Genomic DNA, 18758 nt, shown 5'->3' on the forward strand with positions numbered 1-18758 from the left:
AAGCGAAGCGCCTTCCGACATGCAGAGCTGAATGGCCACACTAGCTGTAACAGGCCCAGACATAACTTCTGTTGGCGTATGAGATGATTGATTAATAGTAGGTGCTGATAAAGGCTTTTCGTAGTCTGTGCAAATGGGAAGCGCCATCTCGTTTGGCTCAGCAAATCCAAATTCACCCCCTAATATTGGCGCTATTTTTACTGCTGTTCCCGAAGGCATATGGTTAACTCATTGCTTTCCATTACTACGCTCACTCCCTCATGCCGGCCTAAACACCCGAGAATACGTTCCAATTCATTCTTAACTTCCATAGAGCCGTGTTTGAAGTTTGCAGGAACAATTAACTTATCCAACTCATCAAAATAGACTGGATTAGCACCTAATATTTTGAAGTTGTCCATCTGCTCCTGTTTATTTGGCAAATACATAAAGAACTCAACGCGATTACGCATGCGCCACTTACCAAATGCTCTTATATCGTTGTTAACGATAGATCCAAATACTGATTTCCAGGCGCTCATTTCAATCCCAATAGTTGAAGTTCTGAAACTTTAAGGCATTCAGGCCAGATTGTTTCTTCAAATGGCGCCCCTATTATGTCCTTGATCGCTTCCTGTTAGCGAGGCCGCCCCGCCGAACTCGCCCAAGATACTTGCTGACCATCAAGCCACTTCTCATGAAACGAAGCTCCGCGCGCCATAGCCACTCAGGCGTACTTTTTTCTGGTTACAAATCACAACGAACGCCGCATCAAGCCCCCCCCAAATCTTCGCAATCCGCAACTGCAAAAAGCGAATTAGCTCGTTCCCACTTCTGACGCCGCCCATTAACCAATTGTTTTTATTGCAAAAATAATCTGGCACAGGGGTTGCTCCTAGTCTTTTGAGTTTTATCACTACGACCTGGGGACGTTATGAACATCACTGAATATTCTTGCAACGATTATCTCGTCATCGCGCTGGATGGGACTTTTGACGCTAATGCGGTGCAGCATTGCCGCGAGCAGTTGGAGGAGTCGGCGTTGAATCATGTTGGTGGGGTCGCTTTTGATTTGAGCGATGTGTCTTTTATGGATTCTTCCGGCATCGGCGCGTTGGTTTTTATCTATAAGCAGCTGCACGCCAACCGTCGGCAGATGGCGCTGGTGGGGTTGCAGGGGCAGCCGCAGCGGTTGGCGACGTTGTTGCGGATCGACCGCACCATTCTGTCCTTTGACACCATGAAAAGCTTTATCGCCTTGCAGCAACCTGCGCAGGAGCAGCGGGCATGAGACGCGCCCGTCTGCTGATCCTGGGAGCGGGTCTGTGCGCCCTCGCCGGCTGTCAGAGCTGGCCGGAGGAAGGCAAAGGCGGCGCGGCGGAAATCCGCAGCGGCGAGGTGCAGCGTTATCATCAGATCAGTTTCACGCCGGATCAGGACAGTCTCGCCAAACAGGCCCAGTTGGAAAAGCTGGAGCTGGATGCGCTGACTTTGCTGGGGGGCGACTATTGCATTCCCGCCCAGCTTAAAACGCTTAGACAACGCCTAAATCGCGCATTCAGAGAGCTGGATGCGGGGCTGTTGCCGGACGCTTACAACAGTCTGGCGATTCTGCACAAAGAGACGAAAAGCGCCAACGCCCAGCTGGCTTACCTCAACGAACACACCACCTGCGCGGTCGCCGGCGACCAATATGATTCTGACTCAGCCTTGAACGGCTTTCCCATGCTGGTGCATTTCGATGTAAACCAGTCGGAGTTGTCAGAGGGATATCAGGGCTATCTCACCCGTTTATCCGCTTACCTGCTGGGAGACGACTCTGTCTCTATCGAACTGATTGGACACACGGACCAGCGTGGCGAAAACGACGCCAACCAGCATCTTGCCCAGGCCCGCGCCAAGGCGGTTGCGGCGTTTCTGGCGCAACAAGGGGTGGCGCAGACGCGCATCCAGATCCGTGCCGAGGGCGAAGAACAGACGTTGTTGCAGGACGCGGACAGCCACTCCCATGGCTTCAATCGTCGGGTGGAAATCTACCTCAATCGCCAGCAACAACGCGGCGCAGTATCAACGCCCATTCCCCAGCGCGATTGGGAGTCCCATTTACAGGGACGCTACCTCTAAAACAGGACCCGGATCACTATGGCAAGTCAAACGCACCCTATCATCCCTCATTCGATCAGAACGCCAGAGCGAGGCGCTCGCCTGACGCGGTTGACTATTTGGCTGACGGCGCTGATCGGAATACTGCTGACTTGCCGCCACGTAGGCGCTGAAGAGACGACTGCTCCGTTACAACCGGGTGATCAACTCTATCTGGGACTGACGGGAGAGCAGGCGTTCAATCGTAACTTCCCTGTGGATCGCGAGGGACGCATTCTGCTGCCGGAAGCCGGCCCGGTGAAAATCGCCGGACAATCGCTGAGCGCCGCAACCCAGATGATCCAATTGGCGCTGGGGCAGGTCTATCGGGACGTGGAGCGTTTGCAGGTGACTCTGGCGGAACGCAATCTCATCATTGACGTTTCCGGCTATGTGGAGAACCCCGGCAGCGTGCTGACGCCCATCGCCGGCGACGTGCAAACCGCCATCACCCTGGCGGGCGGTCTGCTGCCCGGCGCGCAACTGGACCGCATGCAGATTCAACGGGGCGACGACATCATCTACTTCAGCTACAAGGCGTACCTGGACTCCGGCGACCGCTCCAGCCTGCCGCCGCTGCGCTCTCTGGATCGCCTGTTTATTCCCGCTTCGCCGCTGATTGGCAATGTGCAGATCGACTTTGACGCGCAAACCCTGGCTGCCAGCGGCGACGCCAGCGACGACCGTCAGGCGGTGCGCATCTTCGGCGAAGTGAAAAGTCCGGGACGCTTCAATTACGAGCCGGACTACAGCGTCATCGACGCCATCATGCGCGCAGGCGGCGTGACCCGCTACGCCGCGGTCGAGCAAATCAAAATCATCTCGGACAGCGCCCCATACAACTTCAATCTCAAGCGCTATCTGGAAAGCGGCGACGCGTCGCTGCTGCCGCAACTGAAGCCCAACTCCACCATTTTTGTGCCCATCCAGCAGGACGAAATCAAAGCCGGCGCTAACGTGGTCTACGTGATGGGCGAGGTGTTCAAACCCGGCGCCTTTGAAGGCAAGCCCGGCGCCACGCTGCTGGACATCATGGCCAACGCCGGCGGTCCCACTCGTTTCGCCGAATCGCGGCAGATCCGCATCCTCAAGGCCGACGGCGCGGTGATTCCCTTCGACCTGCAAGCCTATACGGAAGGCGTCAGTCGCTTCGCCCTGCCGGAAGTGGCGCCGGGAGACGCGGTTTTCGTGCCGGAAAAAACCGACGTCAACGAAGCCTCCTGGTTGAAAACGCCACCAGATCGCGCCGTGGAAATCATCGGTCAGGTCTACAATCCCGGCCGCTTTGAATGGTCCGATGAAATGACCCTGATGGACCTGTTGGGACACGCCCAGGGCCCTACCGCCCGCGCCGATATCGCCAACATAAAAATCATGCGTCGCAGCGGCGATAAAGTCCTGTCCAGCACCTTCAACCTGGACCGCTTCATCAAATACGGCGGCGACCTGAGCGAGATTCCACAACTCGACGCGGGAACCTCCGTAATCATTCCGGAACTGCCGCAAGATCCTTCGGACAACAAAGCGCAATGGGTGCGTCAGGCGAAAGAGAATTCCATCTACATCATGGGTCAGGTGGGCGCTCCCGGTCGCTATATGTTCAATGAAGAGATGACCTTTCTCGACATTCTCTCCGCCGCGGACGGACCCAATGGCTCGGCGGACATCCACAACATTCGCGTGGTGCATCGGGACGGCGCTCAGGCGCGCATTTCCAAGCTCAACCTGGCGCTTTACTTTGAAACCGGCGATCAGACCCTGCTGCCCGTGGTCAAGCCTGGCGACTCCATCTTCGTGCCGGAAAAAGACCGTAACTGGCTGGAAGAAAGCAAAGAGAACACCGTGAGAGTGCTGGGCTCCGTCAACAAACCTGGACGCTACCGCTTCAGCGACGACATGACCGTGCTGGACCTGCTCGCCCAGGCGGGCGGCGCCACCGCCAGCGCCTATATCGAGCGCATTGTGGTGGTGAATACCTCCTGCTGCGCCGACAGCGCCAGCAGCTTCGATCTGGAAAGCTTTGTAAAGGAGCCGGACATGAGCAAGCTGCCGGTGCTGCGCCCTGGCGACACGCTGTATATTCCGGATAAGTCCGACAGCCACTGGGCCACGCTCAGCAGCAGTCTGGAAGGCGTGTTCAAGATCATTTCCGTGGTTGGAATCATAGGAGCGCTGTGATGCCCGCTATCGAAAACTTCGTCGAAATCGAACATGTTTACGCACAGACTCTGGGCAAGGGGTTGCGCACCCTGGCGGTGGCCGCCGTCAACTCCGGGGACGGCTGCTCCACCCTCGCCTACGCCCTGGCCCGCCGCCACAGCGCCTCAGGCCGGCAAACCCTGCTGGTGGACATGAACCTGTTCCGCCCCTCCGCCGATATCCACTTTCAACTGCCGCGCGCCGCCTGGTCGCTGGACAACGGCTCCAGCCACAGCGCCATCGCTGAGGCCGGGCAAAACATGCAGGTTTTAACTGCTACACTGAATTCATCAATCGGCTTCAGGGACACAGGACTCATCAGGAAAGTCATTCAGGATTGGGAAAGCCAAGTGGACGCCATTGTCTTCGATACCTCGCCGTTAAAGGCGGTGAACCATCAAAACATTCCAGCAGAACTGATTTGCGCCGCCAGTCAGGCGTGCATTCTGATCGTGAAATCCGGCGCCACCACGGAGGCGGACCTGGAACACGCCTGCCACAAGCTGAAGTCCCATGATGCGCGCATTCTCGGCGCGGTGATGAACGACATCGAAAACCCCGGCCTCGCTGCGGAACTGAAACGGGAAATCAGCCGACTGGCGCGCCGCTTTCCCAACTTCGCCGCCCGCCTTCGCCGCTGGGTTCAGTCCAGCCGTTTTCTGAATCTGCCGTTATAGGGAGACATGCATGCGGATACTCGTCACCTTCCTCTGCCTGATCTACGCCGCACTCGTCAGCGCCAGCCTGAGCGCCGCCGAAACGCAAGGCTACGAGTTCGGCATCGTGCCGCAGCAAAGCGCCGACAAACTGGCGCGGGCCTGGGGCCCGGTGCTCAAGTACATTGAACAGAAGAGCGGCGTACGTCTGTTGTTCAAGACCGCGCCCAATATTCCCGAATTCGAATCGCGCCTGGGTCGCGGCCAGTATCACTTCGCGTACATGAACCCCTACCACTTTGTGGTCTACAACAAGTATCCCGGTTATCAGGCGGTGGCCCGGGAGAAAGACAAAATGATCAAAGGCATTATCGTGGTCCCTGCGGACAGCCCCATTCAGGACCTGGAGAGCCTGCAAAACGCCAAGCTCGCCTTTCCCGCTCCCGCCGCCTTCGCCGCCAGCGTTCTGCCCCAAGCGATCCTGGCGCGTCAGGGCATCCGTATTCAGCCGCAGTACGTGCTGACCCACGATTCCGTCTATCTCAATGTGATGCAGAAGCGCTTTGTCGCCGGCGGCGGCGTGATGCGCACCTTTAACGCCATGCCAGATGACGTCACCCGCAACCTGCGCATTCTGTGGACCACGCCGGCGTATACGCCTCACGCCATCGCCAGCGCGCCCGGCGTGCCGCCGCAGGTGGTGCAAGCAGTGACGGAAACGCTGATCAGCATGGGTGACAGCGAGCAGGGTCGCGCCCTGCTGGAGCCCTTGAATATGCGCGGTTTCATTCCCGCCGCCAATGCTGACTGGGATGACATTCGCGCCTTACAGATTGATTTGCTGTAGCGGCGACAGGTGCAAAAAAGAGTGCTGTAAATAAGAGTGCTGAAATTATGTCCTTTCGATTGAAAACCATACTGGGCGTCGCACTGATCGAAGCGGTCTTCATGTCGGTGCTGATCTTCAATTTTCTGCAGATCATGAACCAGTCCCACCTGAAGCAGGCGCAAGAGGAAGCCGCCCGTTTTGGCGTGCTGTTCAGCGCCGCCGCCACCGATGCCTTGCTGTCTTCAGATATCGCCACGTTGAACAGCATGGTGGCCGAGCTTCTGACCAGCCCCCATGTCACCTACGTGTCCATCCATGACAACAGCGGCGTCCTCAGCAGCGGCGGCGTGCGCCCTTCTCCTGACGATGAGCTCGGCGCGACATTGCAGGAGATTCCCATCAAGGTGGGCGACGCGGTCTTCGGCAATGTCGAACTGGGACTCGACGCCAGCGCCCTCGACCAGGCCTGGGTACAGGCCCGCGATCAGAGCATCCGCATTGCGATTATCGGCGTAGTGCTGGTAGGGCTGGTGTCTATGATGTTCGGCTCCTACCTGACTCGGCAGCTGCAATTGATGCGCAGCGCCCTGCGCCGCCTGCAGGAAGGCGATTTCAGTCTGATTGAGGCCAATCCCGGACGGGATGAACTCGGCGAAACCATCAGCGCGTTCAACCTGATGAGCCGAGAGCTGGAAAGCGTGCATCAGGACATGCGGGAGAGTCTGGAGCAAGCCCGGGCGCTGGCGCATAAGCTGCATTTCAGCGAGGCGCAATTGCGCGCCATTACCGACAATATGCTGGACGGCCTGATCACCCTGGACGCCGAGGGCAAAATTCGCTACATGAACCACGCCTCGGAAACCATGTTCGGCTACGCGATGAAAGAGCTGGATGGGCATCGTTATGACCTTATTATCGTCGACCAATTGCAGCGGGATCGCATCGAGGGCTTCCTCCTCAAACTGTCCCATCACCGCGCGCCGGCCCATGTCACGCGGCAGACCGACGAATGGGGCTATCGTCGCGACGGCGGCCGCTTCCCTCTCGACCTGATCATCAACGCCGCCGAAATAGACGGAGACCAGGTCGCCATTCTGACCTTCCGGGATTTATCCAAGATCAAAGAACTGAAGGAAATGGCTGACATCAATCTGGCGGTGAAAGAGGCCATGCTGGAGTGTTCCCTCAACGCCATTGTTTCCGTCAACGACGGCGGCAAAATCGTTGAGTTCAACCCTGCTGCGGAAGACATGTTCGGCTACTCCAGAGACGACGTCATGTTTCAGCCCGTCGCCAATTATCTAGTGCCGACCGCCCTGCGAGGCGCCTTTCAGGAGCAGTTGGATCAGTTCAAGGCGACGGGGCGCTCGCCCTTCCTCAACAAGCGTCTACAGGGGGAGGCCGAGCGCCGGGACGGGGTTAATTTTCCCATCGAGATATCCGTCACCGTGTCCAGACTGGCGGGCTGCTACATCTTCACCGCCATGCTGGAAGATATCTCCGAACGCCGGCAGGAGCAGGAATCCCTGCGCAACGCCATTGAAGAAGCGGACCGCGCCAATCACGCCAAGTCGGATTTCCTCGCCTCCATGAGCCACGAAATCCGCACGCCTCTCAACGTGGTGCTGGGCACCGTCGAGCTGTTAAAAGACACGCCCCTCACCCGGCATCAGCGTCACTATCTGCAATCCGCGGAAAGCGCCGGAAAGAATCTGCTGGAAATCATCAACGACGTCCTCGATCTGGCCAAAATCGAAGCCGGCAAACTGGAGCCTCATCTGGAGCCCTGTAACCTGCCCGCGAAGGTCGAGTATGTCACCCGCCTGCTGTCGCAAAGAGCCCACCAGAAGGGACTGTTCATTCAAAGCGTGATCGACGCTAATACACCCGCCAGCATCGTCACCGACAGCAGTTTCCTGCGCCAGATCCTGGTCAACCTGATCGGCAACGCCATCAAATTCACTCAGCGCGGCGGCGTCAATATCATGGTTTACGTCGCCCACCTGCACGGAACCCAGCACCTTTGCATTGATGTCAGCGACACGGGTCCGGGAATCAGCGCGGAAGCGAAAAAGAAGATCTTTTCCGAGTTTTTCCAAGAGCATACTCACAGAGACGGTACGGGATTGGGGCTAATGATTTCACGCCATATGGCGAACATCATCAATGGCGACATTACCCTGGCCAGCAAAGTGGGCTCCGGCTCCACATTCAGTCTGCAGCTTCCACTTGCTAACACTGCGTCGCCCACCGTCAATCGCGCCAATCTGGACGCCCTGGTCGCGCCGCTGCAAGGTCACCGCATTATCATCGCCAGCAACAGCAGAGAATGGCGCCGAGCCTTCCAATGGCAACTGCATCTTTGGACCCTGGACAGCGTTTGCTGCCTGCAAGAAGAGGATCTGCGCAAGCAGCTCGATAGCGGTCTCAAGCTCATCGCATTACTGGACATGGAGAATCCACCGGACTGGATTGACGCAGCGTTCCAGGAGCCGGCTCTGACCCGTATCGCCGTTTATCGTCACGCCAGCCAACCCAAAACGGAAGCGGAAGGCTGTTACGGCGCCCTGCATACGCCTGCGACCCGCAAACAGACGTTGCAGGCTCTGCTCGCCTGCGCCCTGGGAAGGCCCATTGAAGCGCCGGAAAGCGCCGAAGAAGTCGAGCTGCGTCGCGACAATCTCTATGCGCCTTCGTCTCCGCAGTCTGTGGAAACAGATCTGGGTGAGATTCTGGTGGTGGACGATAGCGACGCCAATTTACTTATCGCCCGCTCGTTTCTGGAGTACGCCGGGTTCCACGTCGACACTGCTCTCAGCGGCGAAGAAGCCATCGAGAAAATCGAAAGCAGCGCTTACGACCTGATATTCATGGACATGCGCATGCCCGGCCTGAGCGGCCGCGAAACCGTGGAAGTCATGCGCCGACGCGGACTCACCACGCCCATCGTCGCGCTCACCGCCCACGCCATGACCTCAGAGCGGGAGAGCTGCCTGGCCGGCGGCATGCAGGACTTCCTCACCAAGCCAGTGGACCGCGCGCGCCTGATTGAAATGGCCAGTCACTGGATCAGGAAAAGCGGCAAAAAGGCGTCTCCGCCAGCGCCGCTTTCCAGTCCGGCGTCACTTTTCAATCCAACGCCGCTTTCCGGTCCAGCGTCCACAAGCACGCCGCCAGCCGCCGAGCCTGGCGTCAACAATGCGCTGATTAATCCCAAAGCCTTGGAGCAACTGCTCAACGACACTTCGGCGGACACCCTGAAACGCATGCTGGGGATTTTCTCCACTGAGCTGACCAAGCGGGTGGACGCCATGCAGGAACACCTTGGCGACCAGGACTACGAGCAGTTTGAAATCTGCGCGCATGCGCTGAAAAGCAGCTCGCAAACCTTCGGCGCGCAGCGCATTCATCTGCACGCCAAAGCCATTGAGGAAGCCTGCAAAGCGCATAACTACACGGAGGCGGAGAACGAATATCTTTCCATGCGCCAACTGACCGACTCGACATTAGAGGCGTTGAATGAACTCCACCCTTTTAACTAGTCATCCCGGCTACGACCGACTGTTCTACCAATCCCGCCCGGACCTCGCCGCCGTGGGCGCGGCGCGGGAATGCGCGGCCCGTTTTCTGCTGGGTAAAGGCGCCGCCAATCAGACCTGCGAGGACATGCAACTGCTGGTGGCGGAGTATTTCACCAATGTGGTGAAACATGACGCCCAGGCGGATTTTATCGCGCTGGATAAACGCAGCGGAGATGGGTTTGTCGACCTGCTGCTACTGGATAATGGCGCGGATCTGTCCTCTTTGTTTGACGCCGAACGCAACATCGAGGATCTGTTATCGGAGAGTCCTTTGCATGAGAGCGGCATGGGGCTGACGCTGATTCGCAGTCTGGCGCCCCACGCGCGCTACCAGCGCATCGTCGGCAAAGACGGCGGCTTCAACAGCTATTGCGTGCGCGTAAAACTGACTGGCGCAAAACCGCGCATCGCCGTGATCGACGACGACCTGACTCAGCTTCACCTGCTGCAGGCTTATCTGGCGGATGAATACGAGGTGACGACTCTGGAAGATCCCCGCGAAGCCGAAAAGGCGATCATCGAGCAACCGCCACAGCTCATTCTCTGCGACATCAACATGCCTCATCTCAACGGTCTGGATTTACGTAAGCGGCTGGCGGAACGCGCGGCCACCCGTATGATTCCGTTTATTTTCATGAGCGGATGCGCCCCCCAACAAGTGCAAAGCAGCGCCGCGCATCTATCCATTGACGGTTTTATCGAAAAGCCCATGACCAGGCAGCGGCTGCAGCAAACCGTCGCCCAGGTCATCAAACGCTCTCAGGATGTGAGAAACACCCTCAACGCCGAGCTGGACAACCGCGTGTCTTCCCTGCTGTGGTCGCCTATTCCCGAGCGCTTCAGCCAAATGCGGATATCTTCCGGTTACCGCGTCGCCGCCAGAGGCGGAGGCGATTTCATCTTCCATCGCGACAGCGGCGACGCCTTCACCCTGATTCTCGGGGACATCATGGGGCATGGCGAGCAAGCCAAATTCTTCGCTCACGCCGCGGCGGGTTATCTACATGGGCTCTGCCACGCCGCGCCGCAGTCCGCCTCGCCGGGGAAGTTGCTGAATCAATTGTCCCACTTCGTCGCCTCTTCGCCACTGCTCGCCCGCACCGGACTTACCTGTCTGGTCATTCAGCTGCGTCCCGGGAGCAACCGTCTCACCATCGCCTCCGCAGGCCATCCGGAGCCCTGGCTGCTGACGGATGGAGAACTGCGCCCTCTCGCCTGCGGCGGCATGATGCTTGGCCTGGCGCATAATTACTCTTATGAAGAATGTGAGCTGGAACTACCGGAAGATTCCATATTCATTGGCTACACTGATGGATTAACAGAGCATGGAGAAGGCGCAGTGGAGGACCGGGAAAACGCCGTTCGCACGCTGCTCGCCGCCAACCTGAAGCTATTTCCCCAGGCCCCGGCGCAAACCCAGTTGGACGAAGCCTTACGCGCCGCCGGCTCCACGCTTGAGGACGATGCGACCCTGTTGCTGCTCAGAGCCAGCCCTTGAACGCTCACTCGTGGCGATGAGATGGATTCACCCATGACCCAATGGAAGCTGACGTGAAGAAACGGATATTGTTGATCGAAGACAGCCAGTCCCTGGCGTCCCTGTATCAAAGCTACCTGGAAGCGGGCGGCTACATGATCGTCACGGTGGAAACCGGTCGCGACGCCATCGTGCAAATTTTGCGAGAGCCGCCGGACGTGGTGCTGCTGGACATCAAGCTGCCGGACATGGACGGCATGGATATCCTCAAGCGCATCCAGCAGGATGACCTGCCCTGTACGGTGATCGTCATGACCGCCCACGGCTCCATCGACATCGCCGTCAACGCCATGCAATACGGGGCCTTCGATTTTCTGGTGAAGCCTTTCGACGCCCGCCGCCTGCAGGTCACCGTGAAGAACGCGCTGGCCAACAATAATCTGGTGAAGGAGGTGCAAGGCTATCGGGAGCAGTTCGCGCGCCGTCACTATGAAGGCTTCATCGGCGAGTCATTGCCCATGCAAGGGGTGTATCGCATCATCGACTGCGCCGCCCCCAGCAACGCAACGGTGTTTATCACCGGCGAAAGCGGCGTCGGTAAAGAAGTGTGCGCCGAAGCGATCCATAATCGCAGTCCGCGCAAACCCGGCCCGTTCGTCCCCTTGAACTGCGGGGCCATTCCCAAAGACCTGATGGAAAGCGAGATATTCGGCCACGTCAAAGGCGCCTACACCGGCGCTCTGAACAACCGCGACGGCGCCGCCACTCAGGCTCATCGCGGCACCCTGTTTCTGGACGAAATCTGCGAGATGGATCTGGAGCTGCAAACCAAACTGCTGCGTTTTATTCAAACCGGAACCTTTCAGCGGGTTGGCGGCTCACAACAAGAAACGGTGGACGTCAGATTCGTATGCGCCACCAACCGCGACCCCTTACAGGAGGTGCAGGCGGGACGTTTCCGGGAGGACCTGTACTACCGACTCCACGTCATCCCCATCTATCTGCCGCCGCTCAGAGAGCGGGAAACCGACATCAAACTGTTGATGGAAAGCTTTCTGCGGGAATACGCCAAACAGGAAAACAAACGCTTCACCCGCTTCTCGCCAGAAGCGGTCAATATCATGATGGCCCACAACTGGCCGGGCAATGTCCGAGAGCTGCAGAACGTTATCCGCAACATTGTCGTGCTCAACAACGATGAAGCCGTCACTCCGGACATGATCCCCTTTCACGCCGCCTCAAGGGCGTCGTCATCACCGCAGCGCCCCTCCGCGCCACAATTCGAACAGCCCTTATCCGCCGAACCAGGACAGGAAGACGCCCCCATCAAACCACTATGGCTCATCGAAAAAGAAGCCATCGAACAAGCCATCGAACACTGCGGCGGCAACATCCCCAAAGCCGCAGCAATGCTCGACGTCAGCGCCTCCACGATTTATCGCAAAAAGGAAAAGTGGGAGCAGGAGCAGGCAATAACTTAATCTATTTCACAGACTCAACCCACCCCTGCCCCACTGTGCTCTATAACAATCAGGGCTATACGAAAAGGGTTTGGGCAGGCCGAAGTCCCTCGCTGTTAATATCGTCACCAGGGGGCGGTATGGCAGCCGCTCCATGCGGTATCGCTTTCCTGCATGGACCTTGAACAGAAGGAGTTCGCGGATGTCTTTATTGAGTTCCAGCAACCTGTTTTGTAATTCACTTAGTCCAGGGCTCCCGCTGACTTCAGAGCGGCCCACCCAGAACAGAAAGTCCTCTTCCTCCGCCGGAGTCATAGCCTTGAAAATATATCCTTCGGTGCAGTTAACCACCGCTACAAAACCAAGCACGCACGTGGGCGGACAGTAGCGCTCAAGCTCCAGTATCGGCGACTCCCCTAAAGCATGGCGGATAATGGTTTTCGCCAGCACCATTTGCCCTTTATCAAAGGGCTCCAGACGTACAGAACTACACATTTCAAAGGCCTTGAGGATTTCCTGCTGGCTATTGCCCTCTCCTTTCAGAAAGCGTATCCAGCCATAAAGGTGAGAATAGGGAGACCGATGAACAGAGTTATCCATCTCAGTGCGCCAGAGTGCTGTATTCTTCTGGTTTACCATACCTGTCGGCGTTATGGTTTCTAGCGATTGTCGGCATATGCTCATATCCTTATGGGTGTTGTCGCCGTGCAAGGCTTACCCGGTTTTCGCTCCATAATCAGCAAGCAATTCATCCAGCCTCTCCAGCTCAATTTCGACATAGCGATGGAAGTTCAGATAATCGTCACGTCCAATCAGAGAAGGCAGTAAACGGATAGCCCATTCACACTTTTTTGCTTGAAAGGTTAAGTTTTCCTGATGGCAAGCTACTTCCTGCAGCATTTTCAGACTTAGAAGCTTATTGGCGACACAATCCAGGATCGCGTTATACGGCGCCTCTCTGTTTCCGATTCGATTCCATTCTTCATCAACGAAACGTTGCGGCATGTGTTCACCTTTGGGTTCATCCCTATCCCTTAGACCATTCTGTATCTACCTGCCCATGTCCGTTCCCGACTCGATTCGCCTAATCTACAAGCCAAGTCCATCTTGCAGTTCATTTTCGATCTGCCGCAGCAGGTAAATCACACGCCCATAAAGCAAAGTGCGCTCACTGGCTTCGAGATTTATCTTTAAATTAGTCAGCTCGTTTATCGTTATATCTATCAAGTAAATTTGTTTGTTGGACAGCTTTAATCTCTTTTTCAGCTTCATCAACTGCTGTTGCTTGGCTTCAATCAGACCAACTTTTGTTGCGGAGGGAGTCGCTTCATCTCCTAGACTCAGGCCCCAATCAGCGTCAACCAATATCTCGGCCATACCCATTTCCCCGCACTTCTTAAGCCCTAATGACAAGTAGGACTTCGCCGGAAGTTCTTATCTTAAAATCCGGCATAATGTCGCCGTGCAGGCGCGTCTGTACGTCTGGTTATTACCCAATGAAAGTCATTCAAAGCAAAAGCCGTCCGGCTCATTTCCTGGTTCTGATTCCCCGGTTTCAAGCAATCCATCCAGCTTTTCCAGTTCAACGTCCGCCAGAGAGAAATAGTGGGTAAAGTCAGCTTCTCCAATATGGCCCTTGAGATTATGCAGGCAGCTCTGGCATGTCAGGATCTGACACATAATGTCGGGCATCTCTTCCGCCGCAACGGAGAGCTCACATAACTGGATCAACTTGCTGACAATCGTGTTGACCACTTGCTCCTGGGGAGTGTCGGCGCTTCCTGCTATGGCCCAATTAAAGTCGACATAAGGCTTAGTCATTATCGATATTCTTCAAGCGGAATTTAGCCAACAATTATAAATTTAGCTGATATTAAAGGGGCAGCGAGCCCGGGTTTATATTGATATGGCATAACAAAGCCTGCGATTGGGTTAAGGGCGCGCCTTTTGCTTATTCAGCCCCAGTCTTACGGACTTTAGGGAAAACAAAAATATAGGCTTTTTAAGCTTCGGATATAGGTTTATCTGTGCGGCTATTCCTATGGAGCCTCTGAAAAACGTCGACCTCAGAATTATTCAGCCCTATTTGCAAATGACGTATTAAGCGCTTTTTCGTACGCTTCTCTTGGCGGCATCCCGATTGGTGAGGCTTTCAACTTTAGCGATCAGTTGTTCCTGCACTTCTCCGAACTCAACTTTTGAAGGAAGAACTTTCCTTCCCATTTTTATCAGAGAAACCACCATTATCGCCCATGAAGTAAGGCTCAATGGAAGTCTATACACCTCGTAGTCCCCCGCCTCTCTGACAGTGATGACAGGAAGCACTCGCCTTCCCCCCGGAGTGGACTCAGCATTTAATCCTGCCTGCTCACATTCATATTTGGAGACCGCACAAAACGATACTTCCTCGACATCGAGAACAACCCCACTGATCCCCCGGCTGTAATCAGCTCTTGGTATTGCAAGTTCCGGCAAAGCCAGCCAATCATCGACAGTTGTGACCAATGCGTCATACATGGAGAAGACTCCTCTTCTTCGGGGTAATCGAGCGGGTCATAAATACAGCTTACAACCCCCACTTACAGGGAATAATAGGCTCGATTACGAATCTGCACAAAAAACAGTCAAATAAAAGTTTACCGCCTGTCTTTGATCATTAGAGTTAACGCAAACAGAGCTATGCGTATTGCCGCAAAACTCGTTGAGATCTACTCAGATAGCGTGTGAGGCAGGAATGCCTCTCCGGCATATTTAATACGTGGTCCCGCCAGGTTGATCACGCCTCTCGCTTTCTCAAATGAAGGCAGACATGCGGCTCATATCATCTATACTTTTACCTACACGGACTTACAAAAATTTGGGGCTTGACGGTGGAATCCTCTTCATGCGCCAAAGTCAGTATTTCTATGCGACTAGCCAACTTATGGAAGCTGCCGCTTCCCCATCTTCTCGCCGAGGCGGATCAGAGCGGCGATTGGATCAAGTGCAATACATTATGGCGCCAGTACTCTGGACTCTCTGCGGCCAGTTCTACCGGTATGAGATGGATCGAAGTCATCCACCAGGACGATATCTCAGCGGTTCAAAGAGGATGGCGAATCGGTATCGAAGCAAAAAGCCCTTTCGAGCTGACGATGCGCCTGCAGCGTGCGTCAGACTCATCATATCGATGGCATGTTTGTCATATCGTTCCTCTCGACGATGAGCTGGGCGAAATTCCTGGCTGGCTCGTCTCTTTCACAGATATTCATGGCGGCAAATCGCAACAAGAAGGTGATCACTCCTCCGTCGCCAAGCTACAAAGTGAAAGAGAAGTGCTGGCGACCTCCAATGACTATCTGCTCGAAGTATTGCGTGAATATCGCGAAACAGAAATCAGGCTGGAAAAAGCAACCGAAAAGCTAAACCAAATCGTTGAAACCCAGTCCCATCTGTCGCAAGCAGAATTAGACATGACTGCTTTTATGCAGCTTGTGACAGATAAAATGCTACTTCTCACGCCCGCTACGGGGGCTATTATCGAACTCATGAATGGGGACGAAATGGTGTATCAAGCCACCAGCGGCTCCGCGCATCAGTTCGAAGGAATGAGGCTGAATTTACTCAACAGCCTGTCCGGTCTCTGCATCACTGACCGTAAAGCCCTTATCGCCGAAGACACCGCCACTGACCCCAGGGTAAACCATGAAGCGTGCAAAAAAATCCGAGCGGCCTCAATGGTGGTCACTCCCCTCTATGAAGAGGGTAACGTGGTGGGCGTGCTAAAAATTATTTCCGACACGCCATATGCCTTTGACGATGAAGATTTGAAAACGTTGGAAATGATGGCGGGCCTCATCGGCTCAGCCATTGGCCGGAAAATCAGGCTGCAGGAAAAAGAGGATTTATTACAGGCGAAGTCTCTGACGCTGATGCAGTTGGAGCAAGAAGTAGAGCAGCGGAAGCGGATTGAAGAGCGACTCAAAGCCAACGAAATGCGCACCCGGCGCATCATAGAAAGTTCTCATGAAGCCTTCGTCGCAATGGACGCAGGCGGCTTTATCACAGACTGGAATCTTAAAGCCGAGGAAACCTTTGGCTGGACTGCGACCGAGGCGATCGGGCGTAAATTATCAGACTTAATCATTCCGACCGGGCTCCGTGAAAGACATGAGCTTGGCATGCGCAAATTCATTGAAACCGGCCAGGGGATCGTTTTAGGCAAGCGCCTTGAACTGCTCGCTCTCAATAAAAAAGGCGAGAAGTTACCGGTAGAGATCACCATTTCCGCCATTTCGGTACGAGAAAAATGGCAGTTTTACGCCTTTCTGCATGATATCTCGGAAAGGAAACAGACAGAGCAAAAGCTGCGTCATTTAGCTCAATACGACAGCCTCACCAGCCTGCCTAACCGCGCCTTATTCTATGACCGTCTCAATCAGGCTCTCGCGCGCTCCCATCGCAACGAAGCGCTGTTCGCCCTCATGTATCTGGATATCGACCGCTTCAAGTCGATCAACGACACTCACGGCCATGGCGTCGGCGACGAACTGCTGACCGCGTTCAGCAGCCGTATTCAGCTAATTATCAGAGAATCCGACACGCTGGCCCGACTGGGAGGAGATGAATTTGTCATCATTGCGGAGAACATTGGCGACCAGGGCGACGCAGAACACATCGCGCAGAAAATACTTTGGGCGATGAAACAGGCGTTTCAACTCAATGAATTGAGCATCCAAGTGGGAACCAGTATTGGCGTCGCTCTACTGCCCGTTCACGACGTGTCAGCGGACGATCTGGTCAGGATGGCGGATAAGGCTTTGTATTCAGCGAAGGAAGCAGGGAGGAATACCTACAGGGTATATGAAGAAACCGGTCAGGCGGCGGAAAAACCTCAACACTAATGCTTGACCGCCCCGTTAATGAGGAAGGCGGGAGAGTGTTCGTTGGCAGGCGTTGGGCTTCTACTATTTATGGCCATCAAAGTGAAGCGATTCAACTATTACGCCTTACCGTCCGGCCACTCATGCTTGATAACCATGTCAAGCTCGCGCCACAGCTCCTGAAGCAACTGCAATTGCTCCTCACGTAATTTCTTATCCTTGTAATTAGCGGGCGGCTGCGCATCCAGGGCGAGGGTCAAGCGGTAGATATCGTCAATAATTGAGGATTGTTCCGACTTCATAGCCTTCTCCAAATCCGAATAACGATGACTCCCGGCAAGTCTTTCACGATCAGAGCGGCATTTCAACGGCTATTCAAAACGGGGACGATCTGAGCTTGCTCCCGTCGGTTTCGCTAACGCCTTCTATAATGAGTTAAAGTGAGTGAGAACAAGCCTCACCGCAATCATTGAATTTTCGGGCGGAGCATTATGACGAGAAAGCTAGCGCTCACCCTAACCTTCTTCCTGTTTATCGCCGACAGCTCGGCGCAGGCTATGGTGATCGCGGTCATCGGGAAAACCAAGAACGACAGTTTTTATGTCGCGTCCTTTAACGGATGCCAGCGCTTTGCGGCGGCCTATCCTGATGTAACCTGCATTTATGATGGCCCCGCCGACTTCCAGGACCCCAGGTCGCAAGCCATGGTGGTGCAGAAAATTATCAACCAGGGGGTCGATGCTCTACTGATTTCAACCACAGATTCAGAGCATCTGGTGAAAAGAGCCCTGACCATCGCCAAATCAAAATCCATCCCAACGATTATGTTTGATTCGGATTTGCTGCCGGAGCACCGCAGTTACAGGATGGCTTACGTCGGCACGGACAACGTTGATTTTGGCAAAGCGCTGGGCGACTACGCGAAGAAATATAAACGTCCGACAGGCATCACGGAATTCTGTATCCAAAGCGGTCATCCGACCACGCCGAATCTGAATGAGCGTATCGAGGGCGTTCGTCTGGCATTGACTGAAACGACCTCTGCAAGCTTCTCTAGTAAAACCGTGGGATGGAGGGAAAACAGCCGCTGCCCTCTCTATTCGGAGGGCAAGAGAGATACCGCCATCTTTCAACTGGAGCAAATGATCACGGCGTACAAACCTCCCCCCGTCATTATCGCCGTCGCGGGCTTTGCCCAGTTCTCCCATGACTACATTCCCCGCATCAAAAAATATGCGCCCAGAATAGCCAGCCATGAAGTTGTCATCATTTCCGCCGATACCGAGCCGTTACAACTCAAAGCCCTATCAGAAGGGCTGTCTACAGCGAATATCGGGCAAAGACCGTTTGAAATGGGCAGACTGGGCGCAGAGCTTCTGTACCGCTATATCAAACATGGAGAGACGCCCGAAAAAGAGTTTTATCATCTCGACTACCACTACTGCACGCCGGAAAACCTTGAGTCTTGTATTGTTGAATAGGCTATCTCAGCGTTTTAAATCGTCGCCGGTCTTATGCCACCCTATGTCATGATCCATTTACATTTAATCTGGCTTGGTAGTAGTAAGTTATT

The 18758-nt window shown here is 55.1% G+C and carries 19 protein-coding genes; 10 read left to right on the top strand and 9 right to left on the bottom strand.

Translation table 11 applies throughout. The annotated features are described in order from the left end of the window. From ONV78_RS08145 to ONV78_RS08155, 3 genes are all read right to left on the bottom strand, one after another. Positions 1–219 (bottom strand): hypothetical protein (locus ONV78_RS08145; protein ID WP_279502458.1); only part of this gene is annotated, 219 nt, incomplete at its 3' end. Continuing rightward, entirely contained in the window at positions 198–521 is a 324-nt protein-coding gene (locus tag ONV78_RS08150; RefSeq protein ID WP_279502460.1) for a hypothetical protein, read from the bottom strand. The genes ONV78_RS08145 and ONV78_RS08150, both read right to left, overlap by 22 nt. A gap of 153 nt (positions 522–674) precedes the next feature. Continuing rightward, positions 675–863, bottom strand: coding sequence for a hypothetical protein (locus ONV78_RS08155; protein ID WP_279502462.1), 189 nt, complete (start codon positions 861–863; stop codon positions 675–677). A 50-nt stretch (positions 864–913) separates the two neighbouring features. Between ONV78_RS08155 and ONV78_RS08160 the strand changes: the two genes are divergently transcribed. The 8 genes from ONV78_RS08160 to ONV78_RS08195 are packed head-to-tail and all read left to right on the top strand — an operon-like array spanning position 914 to position 12344. Beyond that, a complete protein-coding gene (locus ONV78_RS08160) occupies positions 914–1270 on the top strand; it encodes an STAS domain-containing protein (protein ID WP_216738704.1) in 357 nt (118 codons plus the stop codon). After that, complete coding sequence (locus tag ONV78_RS08165) at positions 1267–2103, top strand: OmpA family protein (protein WP_279502469.1); 837 nt, start codon at positions 1267–1269, stop codon at positions 2101–2103. Before ONV78_RS08160 ends, ONV78_RS08165 begins: the two co-directional genes overlap by 4 nt. Positions 2104–2121: 18 nt before the next feature. Next, positions 2122–4299 carry an SLBB domain-containing protein gene (locus ONV78_RS08170; protein ID WP_279502471.1) on the top strand — a complete coding sequence of 726 codons (2178 nt, stop codon included), beginning with the start codon at positions 2122–2124 and terminating at the stop codon, positions 4297–4299. Further along, a complete protein-coding gene (locus tag ONV78_RS08175; RefSeq protein ID WP_216738707.1) occupies positions 4299–4997 on the top strand; it encodes a hypothetical protein in 699 nt (232 codons plus the stop codon). Before ONV78_RS08170 ends, ONV78_RS08175 begins: the two co-directional genes overlap by 1 nt. A gap of 10 nt (positions 4998–5007) precedes the next feature. Beyond that, the gene (locus ONV78_RS08180; protein WP_279502474.1) at positions 5008–5823 is read left to right on the top strand and encodes a phosphate/phosphite/phosphonate ABC transporter substrate-binding protein; all 816 of its coding nucleotides are present in this window, start codon (positions 5008–5010) and stop codon (positions 5821–5823) included. Positions 5824–5870: 47 nt separating this feature from the next. After that, positions 5871–9347 (top strand): PAS domain S-box protein, encoded by a 3477-nt coding sequence (locus tag ONV78_RS08185; protein ID WP_279502475.1) that lies wholly within the window; start codon positions 5871–5873, stop codon positions 9345–9347. After that, entirely contained in the window at positions 9325–10884 is a 1560-nt protein-coding gene (locus ONV78_RS08190; protein ID WP_279502477.1) for a SpoIIE family protein phosphatase, read from the top strand. The genes ONV78_RS08185 and ONV78_RS08190 overlap by 23 nt, the downstream gene beginning before the upstream one ends. Before the next feature lie 53 nt (positions 10885–10937). Continuing rightward, complete coding sequence (locus ONV78_RS08195) at positions 10938–12344, top strand: sigma-54 dependent transcriptional regulator (protein ID WP_279502479.1); 1407 nt, start codon at positions 10938–10940, stop codon at positions 12342–12344. Positions 12345–12350: 6 nt separating this feature from the next. Here the strand turns inward: ONV78_RS08195 and ONV78_RS08200 are convergent, their stop codons facing one another. The 5 genes from ONV78_RS08200 to ONV78_RS08220 form a co-directional block, all read right to left on the bottom strand. Beyond that, entirely contained in the window at positions 12351–12923 is a 573-nt protein-coding gene (locus ONV78_RS08200) for a hypothetical protein (protein ID WP_279502481.1), read from the bottom strand. A gap of 114 nt (positions 12924–13037) precedes the next feature. Then, on the bottom strand, positions 13038–13328 hold the full coding sequence (locus tag ONV78_RS08205) for a hypothetical protein (protein ID WP_216738713.1): 291 nt from the start codon (positions 13326–13328) through the stop codon (positions 13038–13040). 84 nt (positions 13329–13412) lie between these two features. After that, positions 13413–13700 carry a hypothetical protein gene (locus ONV78_RS08210; protein WP_279502483.1) on the bottom strand — a complete coding sequence of 96 codons (288 nt, stop codon included), beginning with the start codon at positions 13698–13700 and terminating at the stop codon, positions 13413–13415. A 126-nt stretch (positions 13701–13826) separates the two neighbouring features. Beyond that, positions 13827–14144 carry a hypothetical protein gene (locus tag ONV78_RS08215; protein ID WP_279502485.1) on the bottom strand — a complete coding sequence of 106 codons (318 nt, stop codon included), beginning with the start codon at positions 14142–14144 and terminating at the stop codon, positions 13827–13829. A 279-nt stretch (positions 14145–14423) separates the two neighbouring features. Further along, positions 14424–14840 carry a hypothetical protein gene (locus ONV78_RS08220; RefSeq protein ID WP_216738716.1) on the bottom strand — a complete coding sequence of 139 codons (417 nt, stop codon included), beginning with the start codon at positions 14838–14840 and terminating at the stop codon, positions 14424–14426. 389 nt (positions 14841–15229) lie between these two features. Between ONV78_RS08220 and ONV78_RS08225 the strand changes: the two genes are divergently transcribed. Next, on the top strand, positions 15230–17206 hold the full coding sequence (locus ONV78_RS08225; protein ID WP_279502488.1) for a diguanylate cyclase: 1977 nt from the start codon (positions 15230–15232) through the stop codon (positions 17204–17206). A 98-nt stretch (positions 17207–17304) separates the two neighbouring features. On the opposite strand, the gene ONV78_RS08230 is transcribed toward ONV78_RS08225, so the two are convergent. Then, positions 17305–17487, bottom strand: a complete 183-nt coding sequence (locus tag ONV78_RS08230; RefSeq protein WP_216738718.1) for a hypothetical protein — start codon at positions 17485–17487, stop codon at positions 17305–17307. Between the two features lie 189 nt (positions 17488–17676). Here ONV78_RS08230 and ONV78_RS08235 point away from each other — a divergent pair, with 189 nt between their 5' ends. Beyond that, positions 17677–18666 (top strand): substrate-binding domain-containing protein, encoded by a 990-nt coding sequence (locus ONV78_RS08235; protein WP_279502489.1) that lies wholly within the window; start codon positions 17677–17679, stop codon positions 18664–18666. Positions 18667–18758 lie beyond the last annotated feature (92 nt).

Origin of the sequence: Hahella sp. CR1, from assembly GCF_029813005.1 — a bacterium.
Classification (GTDB): domain Bacteria; phylum Pseudomonadota; class Gammaproteobacteria; order Pseudomonadales; family Oleiphilaceae; genus Hahella.

Excerpts from the sequence above, each read along its gene's own strand:
- ONV78_RS08150 (WP_279502460.1), bottom strand. The coding sequence starts at position 521 with ATGAGCGCCTGGAAATCAGTATTTGGATCTATCGTTAACAACGATATA.
- ONV78_RS08160 (WP_216738704.1), top strand. The coding sequence starts at position 914 with ATGAACATCACTGAATATTCTTGCAACGATTATCTCGTCATCGCGCTG.
- ONV78_RS08165 (WP_279502469.1), top strand. The coding sequence starts at position 1,267 with ATGAGACGCGCCCGTCTGCTGATCCTGGGAGCGGGTCTGTGCGCCCTC.
- ONV78_RS08170 (WP_279502471.1), top strand. The coding sequence starts at position 2,122 with ATGGCAAGTCAAACGCACCCTATCATCCCTCATTCGATCAGAACGCCA.
- ONV78_RS08175 (WP_216738707.1), top strand. The coding sequence starts at position 4,299 with ATGCCCGCTATCGAAAACTTCGTCGAAATCGAACATGTTTACGCACAG.
- ONV78_RS08180 (WP_279502474.1), top strand. The coding sequence starts at position 5,008 with ATGCGGATACTCGTCACCTTCCTCTGCCTGATCTACGCCGCACTCGTC.
- ONV78_RS08185 (WP_279502475.1), top strand. The coding sequence starts at position 5,871 with ATGTCCTTTCGATTGAAAACCATACTGGGCGTCGCACTGATCGAAGCG.
- ONV78_RS08190 (WP_279502477.1), top strand. The coding sequence starts at position 9,325 with ATGAACTCCACCCTTTTAACTAGTCATCCCGGCTACGACCGACTGTTC.
- ONV78_RS08200 (WP_279502481.1), bottom strand. The coding sequence starts at position 12,923 with ATGGATAACTCTGTTCATCGGTCTCCCTATTCTCACCTTTATGGCTGG.
- ONV78_RS08205 (WP_216738713.1), bottom strand. The coding sequence starts at position 13,328 with ATGCCGCAACGTTTCGTTGATGAAGAATGGAATCGAATCGGAAACAGA.
- ONV78_RS08210 (WP_279502483.1), bottom strand. The coding sequence starts at position 13,700 with ATGGCCGAGATATTGGTTGACGCTGATTGGGGCCTGAGTCTAGGAGAT.
- ONV78_RS08215 (WP_279502485.1), bottom strand. The coding sequence starts at position 14,144 with ATGACTAAGCCTTATGTCGACTTTAATTGGGCCATAGCAGGAAGCGCC.
- ONV78_RS08220 (WP_216738716.1), bottom strand. The coding sequence starts at position 14,840 with ATGTATGACGCATTGGTCACAACTGTCGATGATTGGCTGGCTTTGCCG.
- ONV78_RS08225 (WP_279502488.1), top strand. The coding sequence starts at position 15,230 with ATGCGACTAGCCAACTTATGGAAGCTGCCGCTTCCCCATCTTCTCGCC.
- ONV78_RS08230 (WP_216738718.1), bottom strand. The coding sequence starts at position 17,487 with ATGAAGTCGGAACAATCCTCAATTATTGACGATATCTACCGCTTGACC.
- ONV78_RS08235 (WP_279502489.1), top strand. The coding sequence starts at position 17,677 with ATGACGAGAAAGCTAGCGCTCACCCTAACCTTCTTCCTGTTTATCGCC.